Source organism: Acinetobacter sp. 2JN-4 (assembly GCF_003687745.1).
GTDB lineage: Bacteria > Pseudomonadota > Gammaproteobacteria > Pseudomonadales > Moraxellaceae > Acinetobacter > Acinetobacter halotolerans.
This window is the reverse complement of sequence record NZ_RDNY01000014.1, coordinates 1-23,895: the sequence shown is the minus strand read 5'-3', so window position 1 is coordinate 23,895 and position 23,895 is coordinate 1. Positions and strand designations below refer to the sequence as shown.

The 23,895-nt window shown below is 37.4% G+C and carries 19 protein-coding genes and 2 pseudogenes; 11 read left to right on the top strand and 10 right to left on the bottom strand.

The annotated features are described in order from the left end of the window. Nucleotides 1-226: 226 nt before the first annotated feature. Nucleotides 227-1,588: a UDP-N-acetylmuramate:L-alanyl-gamma-D-glutamyl-meso-diaminopimelate ligase gene (gene mpl, locus EAH57_RS15190; RefSeq protein ID WP_121930805.1), complete on the bottom strand. Its 1,362-nt coding sequence runs from the start codon at nt 1,586-1,588 to the stop codon at nt 227-229. 207 nt (nt 1,589-1,795) lie between these two features. On the opposite strand from mpl, the gene EAH57_RS15180 reads away from it, so the two are divergent. The 4 genes from EAH57_RS15180 to EAH57_RS15165 all read left to right on the top strand — a co-directional run bounded on the left by EAH57_RS15180 (nt 1,796) and on the right by EAH57_RS15165 (nt 5,934). Beyond that, nucleotides 1,796-2,152: a DMT family protein gene (locus EAH57_RS15180; protein ID WP_005194387.1), complete on the top strand. Its 357-nt coding sequence runs from the start codon at nt 1,796-1,798 to the stop codon at nt 2,150-2,152. A 135-nt stretch (nt 2,153-2,287) separates the two neighbouring features. Then, the gene (gene purE, locus EAH57_RS15175; protein ID WP_121930781.1) at nt 2,288-2,800 is read left to right on the top strand and encodes a 5-(carboxyamino)imidazole ribonucleotide mutase; all 513 of its coding nucleotides are present in this window, start codon (nt 2,288-2,290) and stop codon (nt 2,798-2,800) included. 68 nt (nt 2,801-2,868) lie between these two features. Continuing rightward, nucleotides 2,869-3,990, top strand: coding sequence for a 5-(carboxyamino)imidazole ribonucleotide synthase (locus EAH57_RS15170; protein WP_121930780.1), 1,122 nt, complete (start codon nt 2,869-2,871; stop codon nt 3,988-3,990). Between the two features lie 642 nt (nt 3,991-4,632). Next, nucleotides 4,633-5,934: a lytic murein transglycosylase gene (locus EAH57_RS15165; protein ID WP_121930779.1), complete on the top strand. Its 1,302-nt coding sequence runs from the start codon at nt 4,633-4,635 to the stop codon at nt 5,932-5,934. A gap of 51 nt (nt 5,935-5,985) precedes the next feature. Here EAH57_RS15165 and EAH57_RS15160 read toward each other — a convergent pair whose 3' ends face one another. From EAH57_RS15160 to EAH57_RS15145, 4 genes are all read right to left on the bottom strand, one after another. Then, complete coding sequence (locus EAH57_RS15160; RefSeq protein WP_171407489.1) at nt 5,986-6,369, bottom strand: hypothetical protein; 384 nt, start codon at nt 6,367-6,369, stop codon at nt 5,986-5,988. Between the two features lie 121 nt (nt 6,370-6,490). After that, nucleotides 6,491-7,384, bottom strand: coding sequence for a matrixin family metalloprotease (locus tag EAH57_RS15155; protein WP_121930777.1), 894 nt, complete (start codon nt 7,382-7,384; stop codon nt 6,491-6,493). Between the two features lie 379 nt (nt 7,385-7,763). Next, entirely contained in the window at nt 7,764-8,678 is a 915-nt protein-coding gene (locus EAH57_RS15150) for a matrixin family metalloprotease (protein WP_121930776.1), read from the bottom strand. Between the two features lie 437 nt (nt 8,679-9,115). Beyond that, on the bottom strand, nt 9,116-10,024 hold the full coding sequence (locus EAH57_RS15145; protein ID WP_121930775.1) for a matrixin family metalloprotease: 909 nt from the start codon (nt 10,022-10,024) through the stop codon (nt 9,116-9,118). A 243-nt stretch (nt 10,025-10,267) separates the two neighbouring features. Between EAH57_RS15145 and EAH57_RS15140 the strand changes: the two genes are divergently transcribed. Together EAH57_RS15140 and EAH57_RS16185 are read left to right on the top strand one after the other, a co-directional pair. Then, on the top strand, nt 10,268-11,152 hold the full coding sequence (locus EAH57_RS15140) for an MBL fold metallo-hydrolase (protein ID WP_121930774.1): 885 nt from the start codon (nt 10,268-10,270) through the stop codon (nt 11,150-11,152). 8 nt (nt 11,153-11,160) lie between these two features. Beyond that, nucleotides 11,161-11,250: pseudogene (locus tag EAH57_RS16185) on the top strand (hypothetical protein); the annotation flags it as partial. Nucleotides 11,251-11,410: 160 nt separating this feature from the next. Here EAH57_RS16185 and EAH57_RS15135 read toward each other — a convergent pair. From EAH57_RS15135 to EAH57_RS15115, 5 genes and pseudogenes are all read right to left on the bottom strand, one after another. Then, on the bottom strand, nt 11,411-13,435 hold the full coding sequence (locus tag EAH57_RS15135; RefSeq protein WP_121930773.1) for a UvrD-helicase domain-containing protein: 2,025 nt from the start codon (nt 13,433-13,435) through the stop codon (nt 11,411-11,413). After that, a complete protein-coding gene (locus tag EAH57_RS15130; protein ID WP_121930772.1) occupies nt 13,417-15,504 on the bottom strand; it encodes an ATP-dependent nuclease in 2,088 nt (695 codons plus the stop codon). Before EAH57_RS15130 ends, EAH57_RS15135 begins: the two co-directional genes overlap by 19 nt. 167 nt (nt 15,505-15,671) lie before the next feature. Continuing rightward, nucleotides 15,672-17,618 carry a molecular chaperone DnaK gene (dnaK, locus tag EAH57_RS15125; protein WP_121930771.1) on the bottom strand — a complete coding sequence of 649 codons (1,947 nt, stop codon included), beginning with the start codon at nt 17,616-17,618 and terminating at the stop codon, nt 15,672-15,674. Between the two features lie 202 nt (nt 17,619-17,820). Continuing rightward, nucleotides 17,821-18,369 (bottom strand): nucleotide exchange factor GrpE, encoded by a 549-nt coding sequence (grpE, locus tag EAH57_RS15120; RefSeq protein ID WP_121930770.1) that lies wholly within the window; start codon nt 18,367-18,369, stop codon nt 17,821-17,823. 90 nt (nt 18,370-18,459) lie between these two features. Continuing rightward, nucleotides 18,460-19,421: pseudogene (locus EAH57_RS15115) on the bottom strand (LysR family transcriptional regulator). A gap of 108 nt (nt 19,422-19,529) precedes the next feature. Here EAH57_RS15115 and EAH57_RS15110 point away from each other — a divergent pair. From EAH57_RS15110 to EAH57_RS15090, 5 genes are all read left to right on the top strand, one after another. Beyond that, entirely contained in the window at nt 19,530-20,393 is an 864-nt protein-coding gene (locus tag EAH57_RS15110; RefSeq protein WP_121930769.1) for an MBL fold metallo-hydrolase, read from the top strand. Between the two features lie 389 nt (nt 20,394-20,782). Continuing rightward, a complete protein-coding gene (locus tag EAH57_RS15105; protein ID WP_121930768.1) occupies nt 20,783-21,013 on the top strand; it encodes a hypothetical protein in 231 nt (76 codons plus the stop codon). A gap of 296 nt (nt 21,014-21,309) precedes the next feature. After that, nucleotides 21,310-21,507 carry a hypothetical protein gene (locus EAH57_RS15100; RefSeq protein WP_121930767.1) on the top strand — a complete coding sequence of 66 codons (198 nt, stop codon included), beginning with the start codon at nt 21,310-21,312 and terminating at the stop codon, nt 21,505-21,507. A 244-nt stretch (nt 21,508-21,751) separates the two neighbouring features. After that, entirely contained in the window at nt 21,752-22,822 is a 1,071-nt protein-coding gene (locus EAH57_RS15095; protein WP_121930766.1) for an alpha/beta hydrolase, read from the top strand. 130 nt (nt 22,823-22,952) lie between these two features. Further along, the gene (locus tag EAH57_RS15090; protein ID WP_004672167.1) at nt 22,953-23,510 is read left to right on the top strand and encodes a peptidylprolyl isomerase; all 558 of its coding nucleotides are present in this window, start codon (nt 22,953-22,955) and stop codon (nt 23,508-23,510) included. The last annotated feature ends 385 nt before the right edge of the window (nt 23,511-23,895 follow it).

Here is a 23,895-nt window from a genome sequence, read left to right as displayed (position 1 = left end):
TGATTTATAGCGCAATAAAGTGAGTACTGCGGCAGAAGTTTGGAATTATCAGAAGACTTTTGTATTGGCAATATTTTACTTTTGATGGGTCAAAAGTAACAAAATCCCTCTATTTGGCTGACGGCACATCCTTGATGCCGCAGCCAAACGAGCGGCATCCATGCCGCCTGTCACGATAGTAAATACCGTTACAAGATTAAATTATGAAAGTGGGATATAGGCTAGATTAAGACAAAGCCGTAATCAATTTTTGGTGTAAACCACCAAAGCCACCATTCGACATGATCACGACAGCATCGCCCTCACCTGCTTCATTAACCACACGGGCAATGATGTCATCCAAAGAACGGCTAACTTCAGCTTTGTTTGATGATGCAGAAATGATGGGTTGTAAATCCCAATCTAAGCCTTCTGGTTGATACCAAATCACTTCATCCGCTAAACGTGCTGAATGCGCTAAACCATTTTTGTGGCTACCCATACGCATGGTGTTTGAACGTGGCTCAATAATCGCCCAAAGTTTACGCTCACCTAGACGTTTACGTGCGCCGTCCAGTGTGGTTTCAATCGCGGTTGGGTGATGTGCAAAGTCATCATAGACTTCGATGCCACGTATAGTACCTAACAATTCCATACGACGTTTTACACCACCAAAATTTGATAATGCATCACATGCTTGTTCAATGCTGACACCAACATGTTGCGCGGCAGCAATAGTCGCTAAAGCATTGGCAACGCTATGCTGCCCTGTCATGCTCCATTTTACTTCACCGATCATGCTACCGTGTTCCAGCACTTTAAAATGACTGCCATCGGCACTGATCAATTCAGCCGATAACGCTGCTTGAGCATTAGGTTCAAGACTGGTGCGGATGACAGGTGTCCAGCAGCCTTGTTCTAGGACTTCATCAATATTGGATTCGGTAATTGGCGCAATAATACTCCCTTCGCTTGGAATGGTACGCACGAGATGGTGGAACTGTTTTTGAATCGCAGCAAGATCATCAAAGATGTCAGCATGGTCAAATTCAAGGTTATTTAAAATCGCTGTTTTAGGATGGTAATGAACGAACTTAGAACGTTTGTCAAAGAAAGCAGAGTCATATTCATCAGCCTCAACACAGAAGTATTGACCACCACCTAAACGCGCACTTTCGCTAAAACCAAGGGGCACACCACCGATCAAGAAACCTGGATTTAAACCCGCTTGATCCAGCACCCAAGCGAGCATGGTTGTGGTGGTGGTTTTACCATGTGTCCCTGCGACACCTAGCACGTGTTTACCTTGTAGCACATGGTCTGCCAAGAATTGTGGACCTGAAATATACGGCAAGCCTTGGTTAAGCATGTATTCGATCGCATCTATGCCACGTTTCATGGCATTGCCGACGATGACTAGATCTGGATGTGGCTGTAAGTGACGTCGATCATAGCCTTGCATCAACTCAATACCTGCATTTTCCAATTGAGTTGACATCGGTGGATAAACATTGGCATCTGAGCCTGTGACTTTATGTCCTAAATCTCGTGCTAATAGAGCCAAAGACCCCATAAATGTGCCACAAATACCCAAAATATGCAGATGCATCATGCTTCTCTCTTTATCCAATCACGCAATAAACGTGTGTAATGCAATTAAAAATTTGCCTCAAAAGATAGCAAGGCTGATATGGAAAAGATAGTCAAAATTCGTTGTTGTTGTTTACTTAAAATTAAAGCGAGAAGTGTTAATATTTCAGCGCTTTTATATTGACTCCAATCTCCCTATTAAGCTTGTATTCTGAATCAGAAGGACATGAACTTGAGCCCTACTCTTTTAGCGCTTTGTCTATTGGTGATTTCCAATTGTTTTATGACCTTGGCGTGGTACGGTCATTTAAAATATTTACATGATGCACCGATCTGGCAGGCGATTTTACTGAGTTGGTGTATTGCCCTACTCGAATACAGTTTTATGATTCCTGCCACCAAACTATTGAGTCAACATGGCTGGGGCTTAGGGGAAATGAAAATTACCCAAGAAGTGGTGACCTTATTGGTCTTTGTCCCATTTTTACTGTTTATGTTTAAACAGCCTTTTAAGCTGGATTATGTTTGGGCAATGTTGTGTTTACTTGGTTGTGTCTATTTTGTTTTTCGCAATCAAAGCTAAATTTTGGGCGGGTTATAAAAGCGTTCTTTAGTTGGGGATGCTTGAAAAAACCGCTATAATATGTGCCAATTTATTCCTTTGTGCTTGGCGTAAGTCGAGACACTGCTCTATTTTTATCAAGTTTTGGAAAAGCCAATGAATGCGGTCGCAACAGATAGCCAACCTTTAGTCGGGATTATCATGGGTTCTCAATCAGATTGGGCAACGCTTGAACATACGGCAAATATGCTCAAACAATTGGGTGTTCCATTTGAAGCTGAAGTGGTTTCTGCGCACCGTACCCCAGACCGTTTATTTGAATATGCAGCAACAGCCCGTGATCGTGGTATCCAAGTGATTATTGCGGGTGCCGGTGGTGCTGCGCATTTACCAGGAATGTGTGCAGCCAAGACTGATTTACCTGTACTTGGTGTACCTGTTAAATCTTCTATTTTAAATGGTGTCGACTCATTGCTTTCGATCGTACAAATGCCAGCGGGCATTGCGGTGGGAACATTGGCGATTGGTCAAGCCGGTGCGACCAATGCAGCGATCATGGCGGCTCAAATTCTCGGTTTAACTCGTCCTGAGATCGCAAAAAATGTTGCGGATTTCCGTACTGCACAAACTGAGAAAGTGTCGAGCAAAAACATTCCTGGTCATGAATGAGGATAAGCAAAGCAACGCTTTGCCCGAATGCAAGGCGAAGACTTTGTCTGAGCAAGAGAGTCATATAAATGAATAAAACCATCGGTATTTTTGGCGGCGGGCAACTTGGCCGCATGATGGCGCAAGCAGCGTTACCTCTGAATATTCAATGTACCTTTTTTGAAGCAGAAACAGATTGTCCTGCTGCAATTTTAGGACCTGTGTTCTCAAGTAAAAATGAGCATGCTTTACAGGATTTTATTGCAAGTGCTGATGTATTTAGCCTTGAGTTTGAAAATACCCCTGTCGCGGATGTGGATGTATTAACCCAAACCAAGACATTGCACCCTCCTCGCCTTGCTTTGGCAACTGCGCAAAATCGTTTAGCTGAAAAAAGCTTATTCGATGAATTGAATATCCCCGTTGCGCCGTATCGTGCGGTAGATAGCGTCGATAGCTTAAAACAAGCCGTAACCGACTTAGGTTTGCCTATCGTACTGAAAACCGTGACAGGCGGCTATGATGGCAAAGGTCAATTTGTATTACGTTCAGAAGAGCAAATCGATACCGCTTGGGCTGAACTTGGCCCTGCCAAAAGCTTGATCGCTGAAAGTTTCGTAAAATTCAGTCGTGAAGTCTCGATTATTGCGGCTCGTGGTCAAAATGGCGATGTTAAAACATGGGCATTGGCTGAAAACCACCATCACAATGGTATCTTGTCACACTCCATTGTGCCTGCGCCAAATAGCACTGATTTACAACCTGTTGCGCAAGACTATATTACCCGTCTGTTGAATCACCTCAATTATGTGGGTGTGCTGACGCTTGAATTGTTCGTGACTGAACAAGGTTTATATGCCAATGAAATGGCATGTCGCGTACATAATTCAGGTCACTGGTCGATTGAAGGCTCAATTTGCTCGCAATTTGAAAATCATATTCGTGCAGTTGCGGGATTACCGTTAGGTTCAACAGAGGTGATTCGTCCTACGGTAATGATCAATATTATTGGTCAGCATCCTCGATCAGAAGACGTTTTGGCACTCAACGGCGCGCATTTACATCTTTATAATAAGTCTGAACGTGCAGGTCGTAAGTTAGGCCATATTACTCTGATGCCGAATAATCGTGATGATTTAACTGTTTTATGTCGTCAGCTTGCTCAGATTTTACCTGTGCCTTTGGCCTTGACGGATGAAATGAGTATTTAAATTTAAAATATTTATCCACAATTGAGCGATCTTCGGATCGCTTTTTTATTGCCTATTACTTTTAAATTCAAAAAATGAATGCTGTTGATCTTGCGCTGAGGTGTGGATAACTTTATTTCTTACTTTTGAATTTAAATCCTGCGGGTTAATTTGAATTTAAAACGCGAGAAGCTGCTTATGCTGTTTTTAAATTTAAAAATACGATCAGGTTTTAAATTTAAAAGTGGCGAGTGTCGTTGTTTTGAATTTAAATTATGGGCCTGTAGATATCTATTTCCTTGGGTTATAAGTGTTTTGAGGTGAATAAATAGCTATAAATCAGCAATTTTCTCTTCTGATCTCATCGGTTGGGTTGTTAAAATGAATTTAAATCGGAGTGTTTTTTTGAATTTAAAACTGATGCGACGTTCTGGTTGTGTTTTTAAATTCAAAGTTGATGTGTTGAGTTAAGCTTATTTTGAATTCAAAACATGGCGCTTGAGCTTTTTAAATTTAAATAGTGTCTGTGTTTTAAATTTAAAAAAGAGAACTTTAAATTTAAACGAGGAAGAATGAATTCAAAGTTACGTTTCCAAACTATACATCTTGATAGAGCGTGTTAAGGTGAACAAGAAATTTGAATTCAAAAATTATGGTTAAGACATGAAACATTATTTCCCTTTTTTTCTAGGCTCTGCCTTGTTGACCTTATCTTATAGTGCCCATGCTGAGTTGATCATCAATGGCGCAAAAGTTACGACCACAACAACAACGCCGACGGCTGCAAATAACAGCAGTTTTACCCCGACTCGGAATTTTCAGAGTTGTCTGGCGAGTTTACGATCTTCAGCTGTTGCTGCTGGTGTTTCCGCCGCGAATTATGACCGCTATACCCAAAATCTGAGTGCGGATTATTCGGTCATTGATCGACTGAATTATCAACCTGAGTTTTCCACACCGATTTGGGATTATTTATCGGGTTTGGTCGATAATGAGCGAGTTCAGGCGGGACAGCAAAAATTAGCGCAACATCGTGATGTCTTGAGACGAGTAGAGCAAGCTTATGGTGTGCCTGTCGAAACCGTGGTCGCGGTATGGGGTGTGGAAAGTAATTTTGGTGATATTTCAGGTAAATATCCTTTATTACAAGCTTTAGGGACATTGAGCTGTGAAGGTCGCCGTCAGAGTTATTTCCGTGGTGAGTTTTTTGCCACCATGCGTATTTTACAACGTGGTGATGTCACCCAAGATCAGCTCTTTGGTTCTTGGGCAGGCGCGTTTGGGCATACCCAATTTATGCCATCTACTTACGAGCGTTTAGCCGTAGATTTTGATGGTGATGGTCGCCGTGACCTTGTTTCCAGTATTCCAGATGCTTTGGCATCAACAGCAAACTTTTTAAAACGTGCGGGTTGGCAAACAGGGATGCCTTGGGGCTTTGAGGTGAAAATTCCACAAGGCATGTCGATTTCTGGTGAAAGCCGTCGTAATAAAAAGTCACTGAATAGTTGGATTGCTCAGGGCGTAACTCGTGCGGATGGTCGGGCTTTGGTGCAAGGAAATTTATCAGGCAGCACGCCTGCAGGTTTGATTGCACCTGCAGGTGCCAATGGTCCAGTGTTCTTAGTGTTTAAAAATTTCGATGCAATTTATAGTTATAATGCTGCTGAAAGTTATGGTTTAGCGATTGCACATTTATCAGATCGGTTAGGTGGAGCAACACCATTTTTAACGGCTTGGCCTACAGATGATGCAGGTACATCGCGAGTGGAACGTCGTGAAATTCAACAGTTTTTGGTTCAACGTGGTCATGACATTGGTGCGGTAGATGGATTGATAGGCGATAAAAGTCGTCAAGCGATTCGTCAAGAGCAAACGCGTTTAGGGTTAAATCCAACAGGACGTGCAGGGCAGCAAATTTTGCGCGCTTTCCGTCAAGAACAAGCCAAAAAAATGATGCAATAAATTGAACTGATAAAAAAAGGTCTGCCCATTGAATGGCAGACCTTTTTTTATTTAAGGTGCGGCATCTAATTTTACAGCTTCTAAAATATCTAAAATAACCACAGTCACATCTTGGCTTAAATCACGATCATTAAAAATTTCATAAGCGGTAATGGTGACATCAGTATCACTCGGCAATTGTTTTTGTTCTTCTTCGATTAAATGCTCAATCGGCAATAAGGTCTGTTTGACCTCTAAATGTAGAATTTCATCATGTGCAATATTTTCATCTTCAAGCTCGACGATTTGCTCATTGAAATAGGGAATCAAAATCGAGTGAAGATAAGGGCTAATATCTTGAATATCCAAGATTTCGATATCACGAGTCTGCTCAATCGTACTGATGTGGTCATTCACTTCAATTAAGATATGATAATAACTCATGCTGATCTCCATTTAGGCTAAGATGATGTTTTCACTCCACAATAACATGAATAAATCAAAACAATCGACCCATTCTTGCCATCTTACAAAAACATCAGCTTATAAATGTTCGTTAGCCTGTATGGCTCAAGCCTTAGCGAGAAAAACCCAATAGCTCCAAATCTGTATTGGTGAGTTTAAAATCTTTGGCATCTTGTGCTTTGATGCGCGGATACATCAAAGATTTTGGATCTTGGGTATGCTTGAGTCCTAAGGCATGTCCAAATTCATGCGCTAAAGTTAGCCGTAGGTCATCGATTGAAGAAAACTCGTAGATAAAAATTTTGTCCCCATCAAATTGACCTTTGTGTAGAGTCTGAGGCTTAAAGGTTTGATTAAATTCAGCAATTGATTGGGTTAATTGTTGGTAAAGTTGTTTGGACTTTTCCGTTTGTAGGTCTAGTTGCTGAACCAGCTGCTGATGTTTAGCAATACGCGTTTGTAGCTGTACAGACTGTTGTTCAAGATCTTGTTGTTGTTTTTGAATTGACGTAAATAAGGTTTTAATCGAGCTTCGCTGTTTATGTTGTTGCAGATTCTCAACACCGGTTTGATATTCAGTTTTCTGCAATTCAAGTTGCATTTTTGATTGAGCTACATTTTGTTTGAGTTGTTGTAATTGTTGATTTTCATTTAGCCAAATTTGTTGTTCATGTTCTAATTGATTCAAACTTTCAGCGCGTTTCATACTACGAATTTGACGCTGATCAAAGACTAAATGAATGGAAAACTCAGCTTCAGGATCATAAACAAAATAGTGTTGTCCCGTGTCTTTTTCCCAAATTGCTGCAGCCTGTTTGCTTAAATCAATCATTTGCTGCTGACTAATCTTTAAGCGAGGATCAAAATTGGCAATACGGTAGTGCAAAGGGTGCTCTGTATTATAGCGGACTTGGCTCTGAGTAGAATTTGAGGAAATTTGAGCAAAAGCCGATGCTTGAGCCAGCACAAAAAAACATGTGGCCAATAGGAGAGAACATAAACGCATAGCAGGAGATAAAACTTGAAAAGGGCTGTATTTTAATCAGCTTTTATGATTAGTCAATTTGATGAAATATATTTAAATTCACGGGGTTGAAAAATATTTATAGACAATGAATAAAAATACATCTGTAGAAAATAAATGTTTAATTGAGTCAAGAGTCTCTAGTTTGAGGGTTGATTGAGCTAAAATTAATGTAGCAACAATTATTTATTTTTTATTCTCGAATGGGAAAAATGATAATTTTGGCAAAAATAATCAGCATAAATAGGGATAATTGACTGAATAAAATACGATCTATATCATGTAAAATTAAAAACCTATTTGTCTAAAAAACAGACTGTCTATCTAGTTGTATGGTTCAGCGCAAGAGATATTTTTATGCTCAGTATCTTGCTTTTACCAAGTTTCGATCAGAATCAGTAAAAGAAAATCTTTGCAAATTTTGCTGTTGGATAACGGGATACATTAGAGACTTAGGATCATCTGTATGTGCCAATCCCAAAGCATGTCCAAATTCATGTGCGAGAGTTAAACGTAAATCATCTGCAGTCGTAAACTCATAAATAACAATCTGCTTGCCATTAAAATGACCTTTATGAAATAGACGAGGTTGAAAGACTTGATTAAATTGATTCGCTGCGGCAACAAGTTGCTGGTTTTTTTGATTTAAGTTTTTAATTTCCTGATTAATTTGCTGTGTTTTTTGGTTATGCAGTAGCATGTCATGCTGTAGTGTAGCGGCTTGTTGTTGCAGTATTTTTTGGCGCTGGGCGAGCTGATTAGCTAAATTTTTTGACGATGAACGTTGTTGATTAAACCGCTGTATATCTGCGTTATATTGTTGAAATTGGGTGGTGAGTTGCGCTTGTTTATTGGTGAGCAAGGTTGTGGTTTTTTCGATTTCATCTTTGACGTGTTGTAGCTGCTGATTCTGGTTTTCCCATTGTTTTTGTTGTTGTGTGATTTGACCCAAGCTTTGGACACGATGAGTGCTCTGTTGTTGACGTTCATCATAAACTAAGTGAATGCTAAATTTGGCGTGTGGATCATAAATAAAGTGTTGTTTTCCCGTTTCTTGTGTCCAGATATTTGCAGCTTGTTGGATTAGCTCAAGCACCTGCTGGCTGCTTAAGTTGAATCTCGGGTCGATCTCTGCAATACGGTAATGTATTGGTGTTTCAACCGCATGGTGGTTATGGGGAGTTGTACCATGCGAATGATTTTGAGCATAACTTGCATGAGGTATGCCCATGTATAAGCATGTCGCAATAACGATCATTAAACTTTGATCACGCATGTAAAATCCCCCAAAATAAAATTTATTCTTGAGCAATTTTTTGCTTAGGTCAAAGTGCTATCTATTTAATAAATAAAGCTAAAAATTGTGATTTTGTTCTAATAAAGCGAGTAATGAAACGAATGATATACACAATAAATAAATCAAAAAACAGGTTATATTTTTATCATAAGTCGAAAAATATCAAAGGATTAAGCTTTGTAAAACTAAAATCAAAGTAAAAATGGCTGTAAAACAACCAAATTGTTAACTTTTGTAAGAGTCATCCCGAACTGAAAAGTTTTTTCCCTTTGAACAAAAAATTGTTTATTAGTGACATGAATGGTCTACAGGTATTTTTGTCATGCGTTGCTTCTTAGCTAGAAATCACCATGCTTAACCTTGAATGAAATTCTGATTAGATTCTTGCTGGATTAAATTTCAACAGGTTGGTTGGATTAACGTGCCAACAATAAATTCAAGTCGGCTGGTGTTAAACGAAAATTAGCAGCATCTTGATCTTTCATAATCGGATGCATGAGAGCATGCGGGTCATCAGTGTGTTTTAGCCCAAGGGCATGTCCAAACTCATGCGCCAGAGTTAATCTTAGGTCATCTTGGGATTCAAGTTCATAAATGAGAATCTGTTTTCCGTTAAATAAGCCTTTATGAAATAAATGGGGTTGAAAACGTTGTTTATACTGACTGACTGAGGTGTTTAATTGTTGATCCAGTGCGTTCAGCTCATCAACCTTCTGATTTAGCGAAATAACTTTTTGATTGTATTGCGCTATTTCTTGTTTTAATAATTCAATATTTTGTTGTAAAACCTGTTGCCGTTGTTGGAAATATTGCTGATGCGTAGTCGATGACGGCTTGAGTCGGGCAGCGTGTTGCTCTTGATTGTAATGTTGAATTTGCTGATCGAGCTGTTGTCGTTTTAAGTTTAGAGATTGTTTGTTTTGCATCATTGCTTGTTCGATTTGATCAAGCTGTTTCTTCTTATTTCGCCATTGTTGTTGGTTTGCGTCTAGTTCAGTCAAATGTTGTCGACGTAGTTCACTTTCAATTTGACGTTCATCATAAATTAAATGGATACTCAGTTGAGCGTTAGGATCATATACAAAATATTCTTTTCCTGTCCCATCGTTCCAAATTTGCGTGGCTTGTTGGCTAATCTCTTTCACTTGCTCGATACTGAGTTTAAAGCGAGGGTCAACTTCTGCTATACGATAGCGAAGCCGTGTATCGAAAGGGTGGGTGATCCGATCCAAAAGCGAGTTAAATTTAAGCTGCGGGTGCTGGTAGCTTTGATAACCAGACCATAAAATAAAGAGTGTAAGACATATAAAAACGATTCGTATCATTTAACAATTTTGAAAATAAAGGTTGATAGAGGCTTGGCGATAACAAGATCAGCTTTCATCTTTTATTTATATCATCATTTTAACATTTTGAATTATACATAAAGTTTGTGTGTATCAAGTTGGTGATCTGTGATACCGCTCCTTGAGCGCTAACATTGCACTTGTTATGTATGAGTACAGCTGCCATATTTAAGCTGTTCTAAGTAGAAACGGATAAGTAAAATAAAATGAAAGGGAATCTAAATGCTGAAGTATTTACTCAAAACACCTGATCCAACATGGACAGCTTGCTCTCCAGCCCAAGCGAAAAACGAAAATTTAAAAATTAAATATTTAGGTACAGCAGGTTTTATCCTATCAGATCAATATCGTACTTTGGTTTTGGACCCATTTATTAGTCGTCCAAGCCTATGGCATACACTCACTCAACCTTTGCTCAGTGATCCAGAATTGGTTAAACAATACATTCCACAGGCAGATGATGTGCTGATTGGACATGCACATTATGATCATATTTTGGATGCCCCTGAAGTGTGTAAACAAACAGGCGCACGATTAATTGGATCTAAAGCGAGTCTCATGTATGGACGTTCAGCAGGACTAGCTGAACAGCAGATGTTAGAGACAAAAGGGCGAGAAGTGATTGATTGTGGAAGGTGGCAAGTTATTGGACTACCTTCGATTCATGGCAAAGCACTGTTTGGACGTGTGCCACTACCTGGAGATATGACCACACCACCACCTTATCCACCCAAATTTCATCAGCTAAGACATGGGCAGGTGTTTAACTGGTGGATTAATACTGGAAAACTGAGCGTTGTACATATCGATTCAGCGGATTTTATCGAACAAGAATTGCAAGGGCGGCGGGCGGATATCGTTTGTTTGTGTGCAATTGGACGTAAATACCGACCGAATTATGTCAGAGATGTGGTGCAACTGCTCAAGCCAAAATATATTATCCCGTGCCATTGGGATAGCATGGTGACTCCGATTGATGAGACACCACAGTTATTACCTGATGTGAATATCCCTGAGTTTCTGGATGAAATATCAGCTTGTGGGGTGATTCCATTATTTATGCCGATTTTGGGTGAACTGTATTTCAACCAAACTACAGAAGGCTAAACCATGGAGTCACAAGCATAGGCGTTGATTATATTCCGATGGGTTCATTGACTAAAGATGTTAAGGCTGTGGACTTGTCGATGCGGTTTGTGAAGTAATATCTGTTGTAACTTTATATCTGACAGCTAAAATAGCAAACACTACTTTTATGCTGTTATTATTTATATTGTGTAGTAAATTTGAATTAATAATTGAATTTACTCACTCTTTACTTTTATAAAAAAATCTATGTATATACCAACAAAACACCATAGTTATTCATCTGTGAACCACTTCTAAATCAAGAACATTATCATCACCAAACCATTCTTTAGCTTTTGCTACAACTTCTTCATCAGGATTGTGAAAGAAAACTGCTAAATTTTCCTTTGCTCGTGTACAACAAACATAGAATATCTTTTGTGTTCTATTAAGCACTCTCGGAAGTGATTCTAATTTGCTTTTAGTCTTAGACTTTCCATCAATAAATCTCTGACGAATATTTTCTTCATTGAAAAGATAGTTAAAGTTATAGTCATTCCAATTACCATTATCTAATACCACTAAAACATTATCGAACTCAGCACCTTTCGTTTTATGCTGCGTTGAAAATGGTGTTTTCCCTTCTAAATAATCATATAACTTTTGAAACTCACTAAATTTGACTGTTTTAACACGATTATATAGATACTCATTTTTCTCTTTGAAAGAATTGAATTTATCATCAATTAGACAAATACCTTTTTCATGAGCAAAATTGATAACTTCTTCGATTGTTTTATCACCAACATTAACAAGGCTCTCAATATTTTCTTTCAGAGTTTTTTTATCTGATATTTTTTCAATTTTAAAACGAAAGTCTGTAACTCGTAAAAAGTCATTATACTTTTTATCTTGATATAGCCTAATATTAGTTTGAATTTTATAAACATGTTTAATCAAGTTATCTCGCTTAGAACCTTTTTTATTTTCATCGTCTTCATTTTGTTTTTTATCATCAATCAAAGCATCTTTATCTAAATATATTTTTCTCACTACAGAAAATGGTTTATCTTTTAATTGATTATAAAGCTGTGCTGTGATTGGGTTCATCAATAGAACATCTTTCTTCAATTCTTTTGATCTATTTTTTAATTGAAATTTATCCACAACATTCTCAAAAGTATCGTCTTCAGTAATTGCAATTTCAGGTTTATTATTTTTTTTATTCTCTTTTATTTTACTCAGTATGTCCGACTTTAAGCCAATAATAGGATCTTTATCATAAATATCCATTAAATTCTTAAATTCAGCTTTTTCAGCAATTAAATTATGAGTAAGATTTAATTCTTTTGTTTTAATTTCTTTGATACTTGTACTGCTTACTTCATTCTTGTCAAAATTCCAGTTTTCTTTCTCCTTTAAAAACCTTTTAGCTATATCAGTATCATCATTCTTAGAATATAAAAACAAAATTTTGCCTTGCTTCACTATACTTTCCATCATATTTGGTGCATTTCGATCAGTAGAGGGTTCTTGTTTAATATGATCAGTACGCAATTTATTTGCTAAATTAATAACTAGCTGAGGATTTCTTCGATTTTGCTTTTTCAACACTTCATTTACTGTACTTTCATCTACTCCTTTATACCTGTCAAGATTCCCAATTCCATCATCATAGATGGACTGCATAGCGTCCCCAAAGAAACCAATAATATTTTTCTTATTACTCTTCTTAAAATGAGTTAGAAAAATTTCAACAACACCTTCACTTGTATCTTGATATTCATCAATAAAGATAAATTTATATTTATCTTTTACGATGCTACAAAGTTTTGGATATTTATCAAAAAGATAGTTTGCAATAATAAGTAGTTCATCATGTGAGATGATACCTTCTTTCATACGCACAAATTCTTTATATTGGATTCCACCCTCTAGATGATCAAAAAAATCATTACTAAGAGGATTTTCTCCATCAATAGAAATTTTTTTTATATTTTCATCATTAGCCAAGGAAATAATGGCTTGTTTTAACTCTTTTTGAAAATGTTTGATATTGTCCCACAAAAAATCATGAATCGTAGTTACATTCAAATTCTTATGATTAACTCTTTCCTCAATTTCCTTCACTGCTGCATTTGTATAGGTCATACAAGCAATCTTATCTGTAGGATTTTCAGTAATTGCCTGATTAATCACACTGACTAATGAATAGGTCTTTCCACTTCCAGCACCACCGCTTAAAAGAAAATTTCGTCCTTGATCAATTAGCTGGAAAATCTGCTGTACTTCGAGTTCTAGATTTAGTCTGCTTTCAACCACAATAAACCCTCTTTAATATACGCAGGTATTTGCCAATTACTGAAATCATCATTGCTGTGATATAAAATGTCTAATGCAAAATGTGTTTTCTTTGCAATGCAATTTTCAGCAAGTATATAAGCATCACTTACACCATCATTGAAGTGTTTCCTATTTTTCAATCCTTGAAAGTCTTCTATCTTTGCACATATAAAGTTTTTATTTATATGAATAAATGCATCTTCAAAGCTTCTTGCATGATAGCCATTCTCTTCTTGTTGATAACATAAACATATTTTTCCTCCAGGAACTATTCTCCTCTCAGCAGACAATACTTTCAAATCATCCCATTGTATATGTCCCAAAAAATGCTTAATTGCTGAATTACTGGTCGTTATACCTTTTATAACCTCACAAGCTTCAATGATTGGTTTACCAGTATTCTTATCTTTATTTCCAATATCACCTTTTGAATCAATATCCGTTAAAATTAATGATTTAATACCTAAAAAGTTAATAAACTTTTCAAAAATCTGTGAATACGCCCCAACTTCTATTATTGATATATTTTGAGAGAGTAAAGGTAAAAATTCATCAACTTTATGTTCAACTTCTAGACATTTAGCTTCTTCTAAATCAACTTTTCGCATAATCGTTGGTATCAAAATCCTTTCAGTATCACCCTCAATTAAGACTGCTTTATCAGCAAAGAAAATTTCAGCTCGACTTATTGTTAAATATTGTTTTAGAAATTGATATTGTGTTTTATCAGTATCATATTCTTTTATTAAATCTGAAAGATTCTTCGACACTACACTATTTTTTTCTACAACTTTTAAATATTTAATATCCTCAAAATCACTATCAGCGACAATGTGAGATGAATGTGTTGTAATCAGATATTGTAATGATCTATTTATTCCATCATCTCTTTGAATACCCTCTTTGAGTAAATTCTTTATATTCTTAATGAAAATATATTGCATCTGTGGATGCGTATGTGCTTCTGGCTCTTCGATAAACAATAGATTTATATCAGCAGGTTTTGTATCTTTGTCCCTTTTAAATTCTTGTACAAGGATTTCAATTTCAAAAATCATACTGATCAAATTCATATGACCTAACCCATTATAACTCTCTGGTAACTGATGATCGTCATGGCTATATACCACTGTAGTATTACCATCAAGCAACTCTCTATGTTGTAATGTTGAAATAATGGATATGTCAGTGCTTTGTCCTTTTATACCACCAAATCTTTGAACTTTTTCAAGTACACCCTTAAAAATATCCTTATATATAGCACTTAATTCATTATCAGTTTCTGAAAGCTGATCTTTGAAACCGTCTGTAGCATCCTTCTTTTCGGTATTATCTTCTGCCTTTTTATAAAGGTTAGAAGTTTGTTTAGATAGTGTATTTTCTTTCTCTTTGTTCGTTACATCTCGTCTCGCACTAATATATTTAAAGTTAATAATATCTTTAAGACTAATTCCTTCTTTCACTAAATCGATAGACTTATCAATATTAACTTTTTGACTAACAACATCATACTCAAAAGATAACTTATCAATATGGAAATAATGATCTAATTCTTGTTTTAAAAATTCATTTAATTCTCTTGGCTTCTTTTTTGTTCCTGTATAAACTTTGGTATTCTCAATCGCTAAAAAAGCAGTGTAGTCTTTTTTAATTTTTAAGTAATTTGTATGATCTAAAGTATATTCAAATCCTAAAACTATTTTATTATTATTTGGATCTAAATCCATTAAAACTTTACTTACATTGGATAAATCATCATTTTCATCATATTTAATAAATATTTTTAACTTAATACCTATTGCTACGAACTCTTTTTCTGTAAGAGTCTTACTCGACTTTATCATGTTCTCCAATGTTTTTTTTATCTCTATATTGAAGTCATCATAAGAAAATTTACTTTTTTCGTTTAAGAACTTATCAAGTACGGATAGAAGTGATGTCTTGCCAACATTGTTTTTTCCAATAATTAAAGATAACTCTTTTTCTAAATCCATTGAAAAATTTTTAAGAAGTCTAAAATTTTCAACCTCAATTTTATATATATTCATATTTAATTCTTACCATTTATTTTAAAATAAAGAAAATTTACATTCATTAAAATCATACAATTATCATTATTTTTAATAATAATCAATATAAACTAGCCCTATATTTTAAAGCTTAAATTACATAAAAAAACCGCCCAAATATGAGCGGTTTTATTCAAAATGACAAATTATTTTTTGTCGTCTTTTACTTCTGTGAACTCAGCATCTACAACGCCATCGTCCGCTTTTTGTTGTTGACCTGCATCGCCACCTTGGAATGCGTTTGGATCAAAACCTTCAGCACCACCCGCAGCACCTTGTGCTTGTTCATAAGCACGTTGTGTGATTGGCATCAAGATGTTTTGTAAAGCTTCAGTTTTTGCTTTGATATCTTCAACATCATTTTCTTTTGTTGAAGCTTCAAGTTCAGAAACCGCAGTTTCAATCGCAGTTTTTTCATCAGCAGTCACTTGTTCACCAAGATCTTTCACTGCTTTGTTCGAGCTAGTAATTAAAGCGTCTGCTTCATTACGTGCTTTCGCAAGCTCTTCAAACTTACGGTCTTCTTCTGCATTGTTTTCAGCATCTTTGATCATTGCTTCGATTTCAGCATCAGACAAACCTGAGTTTGCTTTAATCTGGATCGACTGCTCTTTACCTGTGCTCTTGTCTTTCGCAGATACTTTTAAGATACCATCAGCGTTGATATCGAATGAAACTTCAATTTGCGGCACACCACGTGGAGCAGGTGGGATGTCGCCGAGTTGGAAGTTACCTAACAATTTGTTTTGCTGAGCCATTTTACGTTCACCTTGGAACACAGAAATGTCTACAGCAGGTTGGTTGTCAGCAGCAGTTGAGAACACTTGTGATTTCTTCGCAGGAATCGTGGTGTTTTTCTCAATAATTGCAGTTAACACGCCACCCATGGTTTCGATACCAAGGGTTAATGGTGTTACGTCGAGTAAAAGTACGTCATTCTTGTCACCAGACAATACCGCACCTTGAATCGCAGCACCCATTGCCACAGCTTCGTCAGGGTTCACGTCTTTACGTGGCTCTTTACCAAAGAATTCTTGTACTTTTTGTTGTACAAGTGGCATACGAGACTGACCACCTACCAAGATCACGTCTGAGATTTCAGAAGTTGAAAGTCCAGCATCTTTCAGTGCGATACGGCAAGGTTCAATGGTACGAGCAACTAAGTCTGCAACTAAACCTTCAAGTTTTGCACGTGTTACGTTGATCACTAAGTGTTTAGGACCAGTCGCATCAGCAGTGATGTATGGAAGGTTGATTTCAGTTGCGTTAGATGAAGAAAGCTCGATTTTTGCTTTCTCAGCCGCTTCTTTTAAACGTTGTAACGCAAGTGGATCATTTTTCAGATTCACACTTTGATCTTTCTTGAACTCTTCAACCAAGTATTCGATCAATGCGTTATCGAAATCTTCACCACCAAGGAAAGTATCACCATTGGTAGAAAGAACTTCGATTTGTTGGTCGCCATCAAGGTCTGCGATTTCGATGATTGATACGTCAAACGTACCGCCACCTAAGTCATAAACCGCGATTTTACGATCGCCTTCTTTTTTGTCCATACCGAACGCAAGTGCAGCAGCAGTTGGTTCGTTAATGATACGTTTAACATCAAGACCTGCAATACGACCCGCATCTTTAGTTGCTTGACGTTGTGCATCGTTGAAGTAAGCAGGAACAGTAATAACCGCTTCTGTTACAGTTTCACCTAAATAATCTTCAGCAGTTTTTTTCATCTTTTTCAAGATTTCAGCAGAAATTTGTTGAGGTGCTAATTTTTTATCATTTACTTCAACCCAAGCATCACCGTTGTCAGCTTTGATGATTTTGTAAGGTACAAGACCGATGTCTTTTTGTACCGCAGCATCTTCATAGCGACGACCAATTAAACGCTTGATTGCGAATAATGTATTTTTTGGGTTAGTTACAGCCTGACGTTTTGCACTTTGACCAACCAAGATCTCGCCATCTTTATAGGCAATGATTGATGGAGTTGTGCGTGCGCCTTCTGCATTATCGATTACTTTTACTTTATCGCCTTCAAGTACAGCAACACATGAGTTGGTAGTACCTAAGTCAATACCAATAATTTTCGCCATTTGGTGTGTTCCTCTAAAATTTTTTGAATCCCCTCATTTCCACCCTAAATTAAGGGGCTGAAAAGCGTTGCTTCCGAAAGGGGATTTGCTTGTTATTCGATATGAGAGTCATTCGGTTTTTTTCAAGCATTTTTATGAAAAAAAATCAAAAAACTCTCAAATTCTTTGTACTTTGAGCAAATTTACAGGTTGCTCTTGTGCTTTATTGACCAACCATGACCATCGCTGGACGCAAGAGACGACCAGACAAGGTATAACCTTTTTGTAGTACCGTGCCGATTTCACCTGCTTTGGCATTTGGGTCAAGACCGACTGCTTGGTGATGATCTGCATTGAAGCCATTGGTAGTATCTACTGCAACCACATCAAATTTTTCTAGCGTGGTGAGTAATGATTTCAAGGTCAGTTGTACACCTTCAAGTAAAGGCGACTGCTCATCGCCCGCAGCTTGAATCGCACGCTCAAGGTTGTCGACCGAGTCGAGTAAATCTTTGGCAAATTTTTCTAAAGCAAATTTTTTCGCAGTTTCAGCTTCACGTTCTAAACGTTCTTTCACTTTTTCTGCTTCATAGGTTGCATTCGCTGCACGTGCTTTTTCTAGTTTTAAAGCTTCTGCCAGTGTGGTGATTTGCGCTTGTAAATCTTCAACGCTAAGCTCGTTTGTTGCTTGCTCTACACCTTCAGTTTGAGTTTGTTCAGGTTGTTGCTCATTTTGAATGTCTTGAGCTTGCTCATTGTGCTCATTAGCCATTGATGATCTCCGTTTAAAAAAGTTCTTAAACATGTACAGTCCTTTTGGCGTGAATGCTCATAGGATCAAACCCGAACTGCCACATATTGGTCATTCATAATATGGATGAAGTATGGGCAACCCGACAAAATTCAAGCGTTCAGGTCGATTTAAATATTTTAATTTTGCTGATCTAGGTAAAAATTTAAGTTTTCGATCACGAAAGCAATAAATTCTTGGGTTATTTTTGGTAAATGTTGTCTAGATGCATAGACTAAAGACAAAGTCAGATCGGGTGCAGAAAAATCTGTAAACACCTGTTGCAGACGGTTAGCTGCAATATCTTGACGAACAAGGAACGTCGGCAACATGGCAATGCCTTGCGCTGCGAGGCACATTTGATACAGCGCAATCACGTCATTGCTTTTAAAGGTCACATTTAAGGGGTAGTTCTGAGGTTGTTGATCTTGATCAAACAAGGTCCAATATTGATTGTGGGTATAGTGAGCAATACATTCATGCTGAATCAATTGACTGGGGTGTGAAAGGGGGGAATGATCTTGTAAATAATGCGGATGTGCACAAAAAGTAGATGCAATTTGGCATACAGGTCGTGCAATCAGTCCATCAGCAACTTTTTGAGTAATACGTAGGGCTAGATCAACTTGAGCATCCATGAGATCAAGCGTGTTCTCAGTCAAATAAACGTCAAAATGGATGTGAGGATAGCGTTTTTTAAATTGTCGAATACATTCATTCACACCCAGTTGAAATAAAAATAAGCCACAGGTAAAGCGGATCGTACCCGTATGTTGTTCTGGAGCAGCCAAGCCGGCTAATAGTTGTTGCTGTTGCAAAATATTTTCGCAATACACCAGTGCTTTTTCACCCGCAGGTGTCAGCGACACTTTACGTGTATTCCGTTGAAACAATCGAGTAGAAAAGCTTTGTTCGAGATGCTCAAGATAGCGAGACACCATCGCTTTAGAATAATCTAAATGTTTTGCGGCTTTACTGAGGTTGCCTTGATGTGCAATGCAAACAAAGACCTGAATGGCTTTTAACGTATCCATATTTATTTTTGATTGTTGCAAGATATGCAACATTTTATCTTAATTTAGGCTGTTTATTCAGTAGTAAATGCAATTTATAGTGTTTTCTATCAGATTGGAGATGAAAAAATGAACATAAAACCTTATGCAATTGCATTCACTGCATTATCAACATTCGCGGCAGCATCAACGACCTTCGCACAAGAATTAAAAATTCAAAATTTTCTGGCGAAACCTGAGCATTTTGGGGTTACGTCAACTTTAATAGAAGGTGATAAAGAAGTTTTATTGGTCAATGCTCAATTCTCTAAATCAGAAGCCTTGCGTATCGCGGCTGATATCCTTGATAGCGGTAAAACTTTAAAAACGATTTTTGTAAGTTATGGTGATCCAGACTTTTACTTTGGTTTAGATGTATTTAAGCAATACTTCCCAAATGTACAAATCATTGCGACGCCTGAAACCGTTAAACATATTCAAGATACACAAGCTTTGAAAGTGCAGTATTGGGGACCTAAAATGGGCGCCAATGCACCGACTCAAATTATTATTCCTCAGGCCTATACAGCGAAAACCTTAAAGTTTGAAAATGAAAGCATTGAAATTAAGGGTAAAAAAGAGCTGACTTATTTGTGGATCCCAAGTGCTAAAGCGGTCGTAGGTGGGATTCCAGTATCCTCAGGCATACACTTATGGATGGCAGATACTCCGACCACAAAAGACCGTGCTGAGGTGATTCAGGCTTTAGAAAGTATCAAGGCGTTAAAGCCGACAACTGTGGTACCAGCACATATGAAAGCAGGGGCGGCTGAAGGTTTAGATGCAGTGAACTTCTCGATTGACTATTTAAAGCAATATGAGAAAGCGGTGAAAGCTACCAAGGATTCAGCCCAGTTAATACAATCCATGCAAAAACAATATCCAGCTTTAGGTGAGTCTGATAGTTTGGATTTGGGTGCAAAAGTAGTAAAGGGTGAGATGCAGTGGCCTTAAAATCACAGTAAAAAAGGCTAAAAACCGTGGACTAAAACCACGGTTTTTTATTGCTGCTTAACTCATTTTCAATAAAAACTACGTAATTGTAATCTTATAAGACAGTTATGCAGTGTTTCTATGAATTATAAAAATATAAGATAAACAGAATTTTGCAGTTAAAATGCATCGCAGAATGAAGAAACATCTGTATTAATCAGAATTTAGTGATGCTGCTTAAATGAAAAGATATGTGAATTGTGAAAATGACTCATTTAAGAAAAATTGCAAAATAATGCAGCTTCCACTACAAACTACAACCAATCCGCATCACGTCTGAGAAAAAAATTGTGAATCATAGGCAACGCAAAGGCGACTTTGCTTTTTGTCATAATGAAAGGAAGTAAGCAATGAAAAAATTAGCATTGATTTCAATGGTTGTAACAGGTGTAGCATTCACAGCGGTAGGTTGTACTTCACAAGGCGGTGTAGAAGCTTCAGGTTCAGCTCAAACAAGTGCAAGCCCTACTGGCGCGCAAGCTGGTGTAGGCATACAAGCGGATACTTCTATGGGTGTTGAGTCAGGTAGCCCATCTGCCGATGTATCTGGTGCGGTCGATGCTGATGCATCAGTACAATAATCTAAAAATCTAAACCTACAGAGCAATAGATTGTCATGTTGATGCCAACAGAATAATCTAAACATATACTGCTATATATGGCGCTCTTAGGTTATATAGATTCATTGATGAATGAAAACTAGAATCAATAAAATGATTCTAGTTTTTTAGTTTTAGGACAATTGAAACCTTTCGCAATGATTTGCCAAACTGACAGTAAAAATAATCCATGCGGACTTGTAGATTGATATCCAAAACAGCAATGATGATATTTCACAAACCAAATTGTTTGTGTTGGCCTAATTAAGAGAAAATTTATGAAACAGCTCACTTTAATCTCAGTATTGTGTATTGCGATAAGTCCGATGGTTGGTTGTGTTTCTGTTGAGGCGACAGGTTCAACAAATGTTGGTGTCGGTTCTCATGGTGTCCAAACTGGCGCTGGAGTAAAAGCACAAGTCCAACCAGGACAAGTTGGAATTAATGTCACAGGTTCAGCATCTGCTGGTCGTTAATCGAGATATATGAAGTGATAAAACCTCAATAAGCAGAATTTTACTTTTTGAGGTTTTTGTCTTCTGATCCAATCAATGATTTGGACTGACTTAAAAAGAGGGCATAGATAAGCAGAATGGTTAATGACTTTTTTAGATCAGTCATTTAGCTTAGGTTTTATTTTTAAATTCTTGATCTATGACTTTATAAAGGCATATAGTCGGAAAGAACAAGAACTAACGACAAAGTGGAAAGGGGAAAAACGTGACAGCATTACCTCAAAAAATTCAAACAATTTTAGATCATGGACAAGGTCCTGCTGCACGAGTGCTGGATAAGCTGCCTAAAATCGTACAAGAATCTCTTGCTAAGGTTTTAGGTTATTCATATCAATACCCAGATTTAGATGCATTTACCAAATGCTTGATGGCTGTTCAAATCAAACAAGGACATATTGGTATTCTGGGTGAGGATCCGATTGAGTCTCGACGCCAATTTGATGCACAGATGTTGGCTATATTGAATAAACCGACTGCAATCGAATCTGTTGAAGATATTCGATTACCTTTGCAAAGCGGAACAGTTTTTGCTCGTCATTTTCATCCAGCACCAAACAAGAAACTTCCTATGATTGTGTTCTATCATGGCGGTGGTTTTGTCGTGGGTGGTTTGGACACACATGATGAAGCATGTCGATTAATCGCGAAATACGCAAAGGTACAAGTTTTGAGTATTGATTATCCACTGGCACCCGAAGCATCGCCGCAACTGCTGATTAAATCATGTGAGGATGCTTTGGCTTGGGTTTATCAGAATCGCCGCCAACTCAAGATTTATAAAAATCGTATTGCAGTTGCTGGAGATAGTGCGGGTGGTAATATAAGTACAGTTGTGGCGCAGCACACGGTTGGAAAAGCATATGCACCCCAAGCACAACTATTAATTTATCCAGCTGTGGATTTCAAAAGTAGACATCCTTCTTTCTACGCCTATGGTGAAGGCTTAGTGCTGACCAGTAAGGATGTGGATTACGTTACGGACTATTATGCGACCCAGCACAATGTCGCTTTAGATGATCCGATTATCTCACCTACCTTCGGCAACCTTCGCAAGCTTGCGCCTGCCTACGTGATTACAGCGGGACATGATTTACTTCATGACGAGGGCGAGATCTATAGTCATAAGCTACGACAAAATGGTGTCAAAGTTCAGTATGTCAATTATGTTGATCAGAGCCATGGTTTTCTCAACCTAACCCCTATCTCAAGTAAAGCTAAACGTAATACGATTGAGTTTGCAAAAAACTTTAGAAAGTTTTGGGATAAAAATAGTTAATCTGCCGATGAACCTATGTTTCACGTGAAACATAGGTGTTGTTTAGCGTAACAAATAAAAATAGCAAAAATGAATTTGTAAAACTAAGATGAATGTCCACAAAAAATCTATTTTCAAGTTGAGAAAAGCAATGATGAAAACGTTGTTCATTACAACAAGTTTACTTTTGGCCAGTGGTCATTTATTTGCAAACACAATGGTTGAAATGAAAACCAGCATGGGGAATGTTGAAATAGAGCTTTTTGATGATAAAGCGCCTGTGTCAGCGAAGAATTTTGAAAGCTATGTTAAAAGCAACTTCTATACAGGTACGATCTTCCATCGAGTGATTCCTGGATTTATGGTTCAGGGTGGTGGTTTAGATGAGAATATGGTTGAGAAAAAAACAAAAGCACCAATTGTGAATGAAGCAGATAATGGTCTGAAGAATACCCGTGGCACATTAGCGATGGCTCGAACCAATAATCCTAACTCTGCAACGAGTCAATTCTTTATAAATGTTGCTGATAACAGCTTCCTCAATCGTTCACAAAGAGATGCTGGCTATGCAGTGTTTGGTAAAGTGACTAAGGGTATGGAGGTGATTGATAAAATCGTAAATGTACCTACTGGAAACCAAGGAATGCATCAAAATGTACCAAAACAACCGGTTAAAATCATAAGTGTTCAGATAAAGAGCAAAAAGTAAAAAATATGGAAGAAATATTAAATTTATATTTCTTCCTTTTTATCATGTGTTTATCGTATTTTTGGTGGTTTGTTGTGCAGGCTTTGGTCTAAAAAAGCAACACTCAATAAATCCTATGTTTAAAAAGACTTGCGCACCAAAAAAAATCTCCTATAATGCACACATCCCGACGCGATGAAGCAAACAGAACTTAGCTTTACTGGTTAAGTTTATGAGTGTTTATTGCGTTGATTTGCCACTGATGAGGTGGTGAAAAATTCATTAAGAATTGAAGAAGAACAACTTGTGTGGATTTTTACTGGTTAATCGATCGAAATTATTTTCATTGATTAGATGGTAGAAATTACTCGAAGTTTATTTGAGAAATATTTGTCAGAAAATTGAT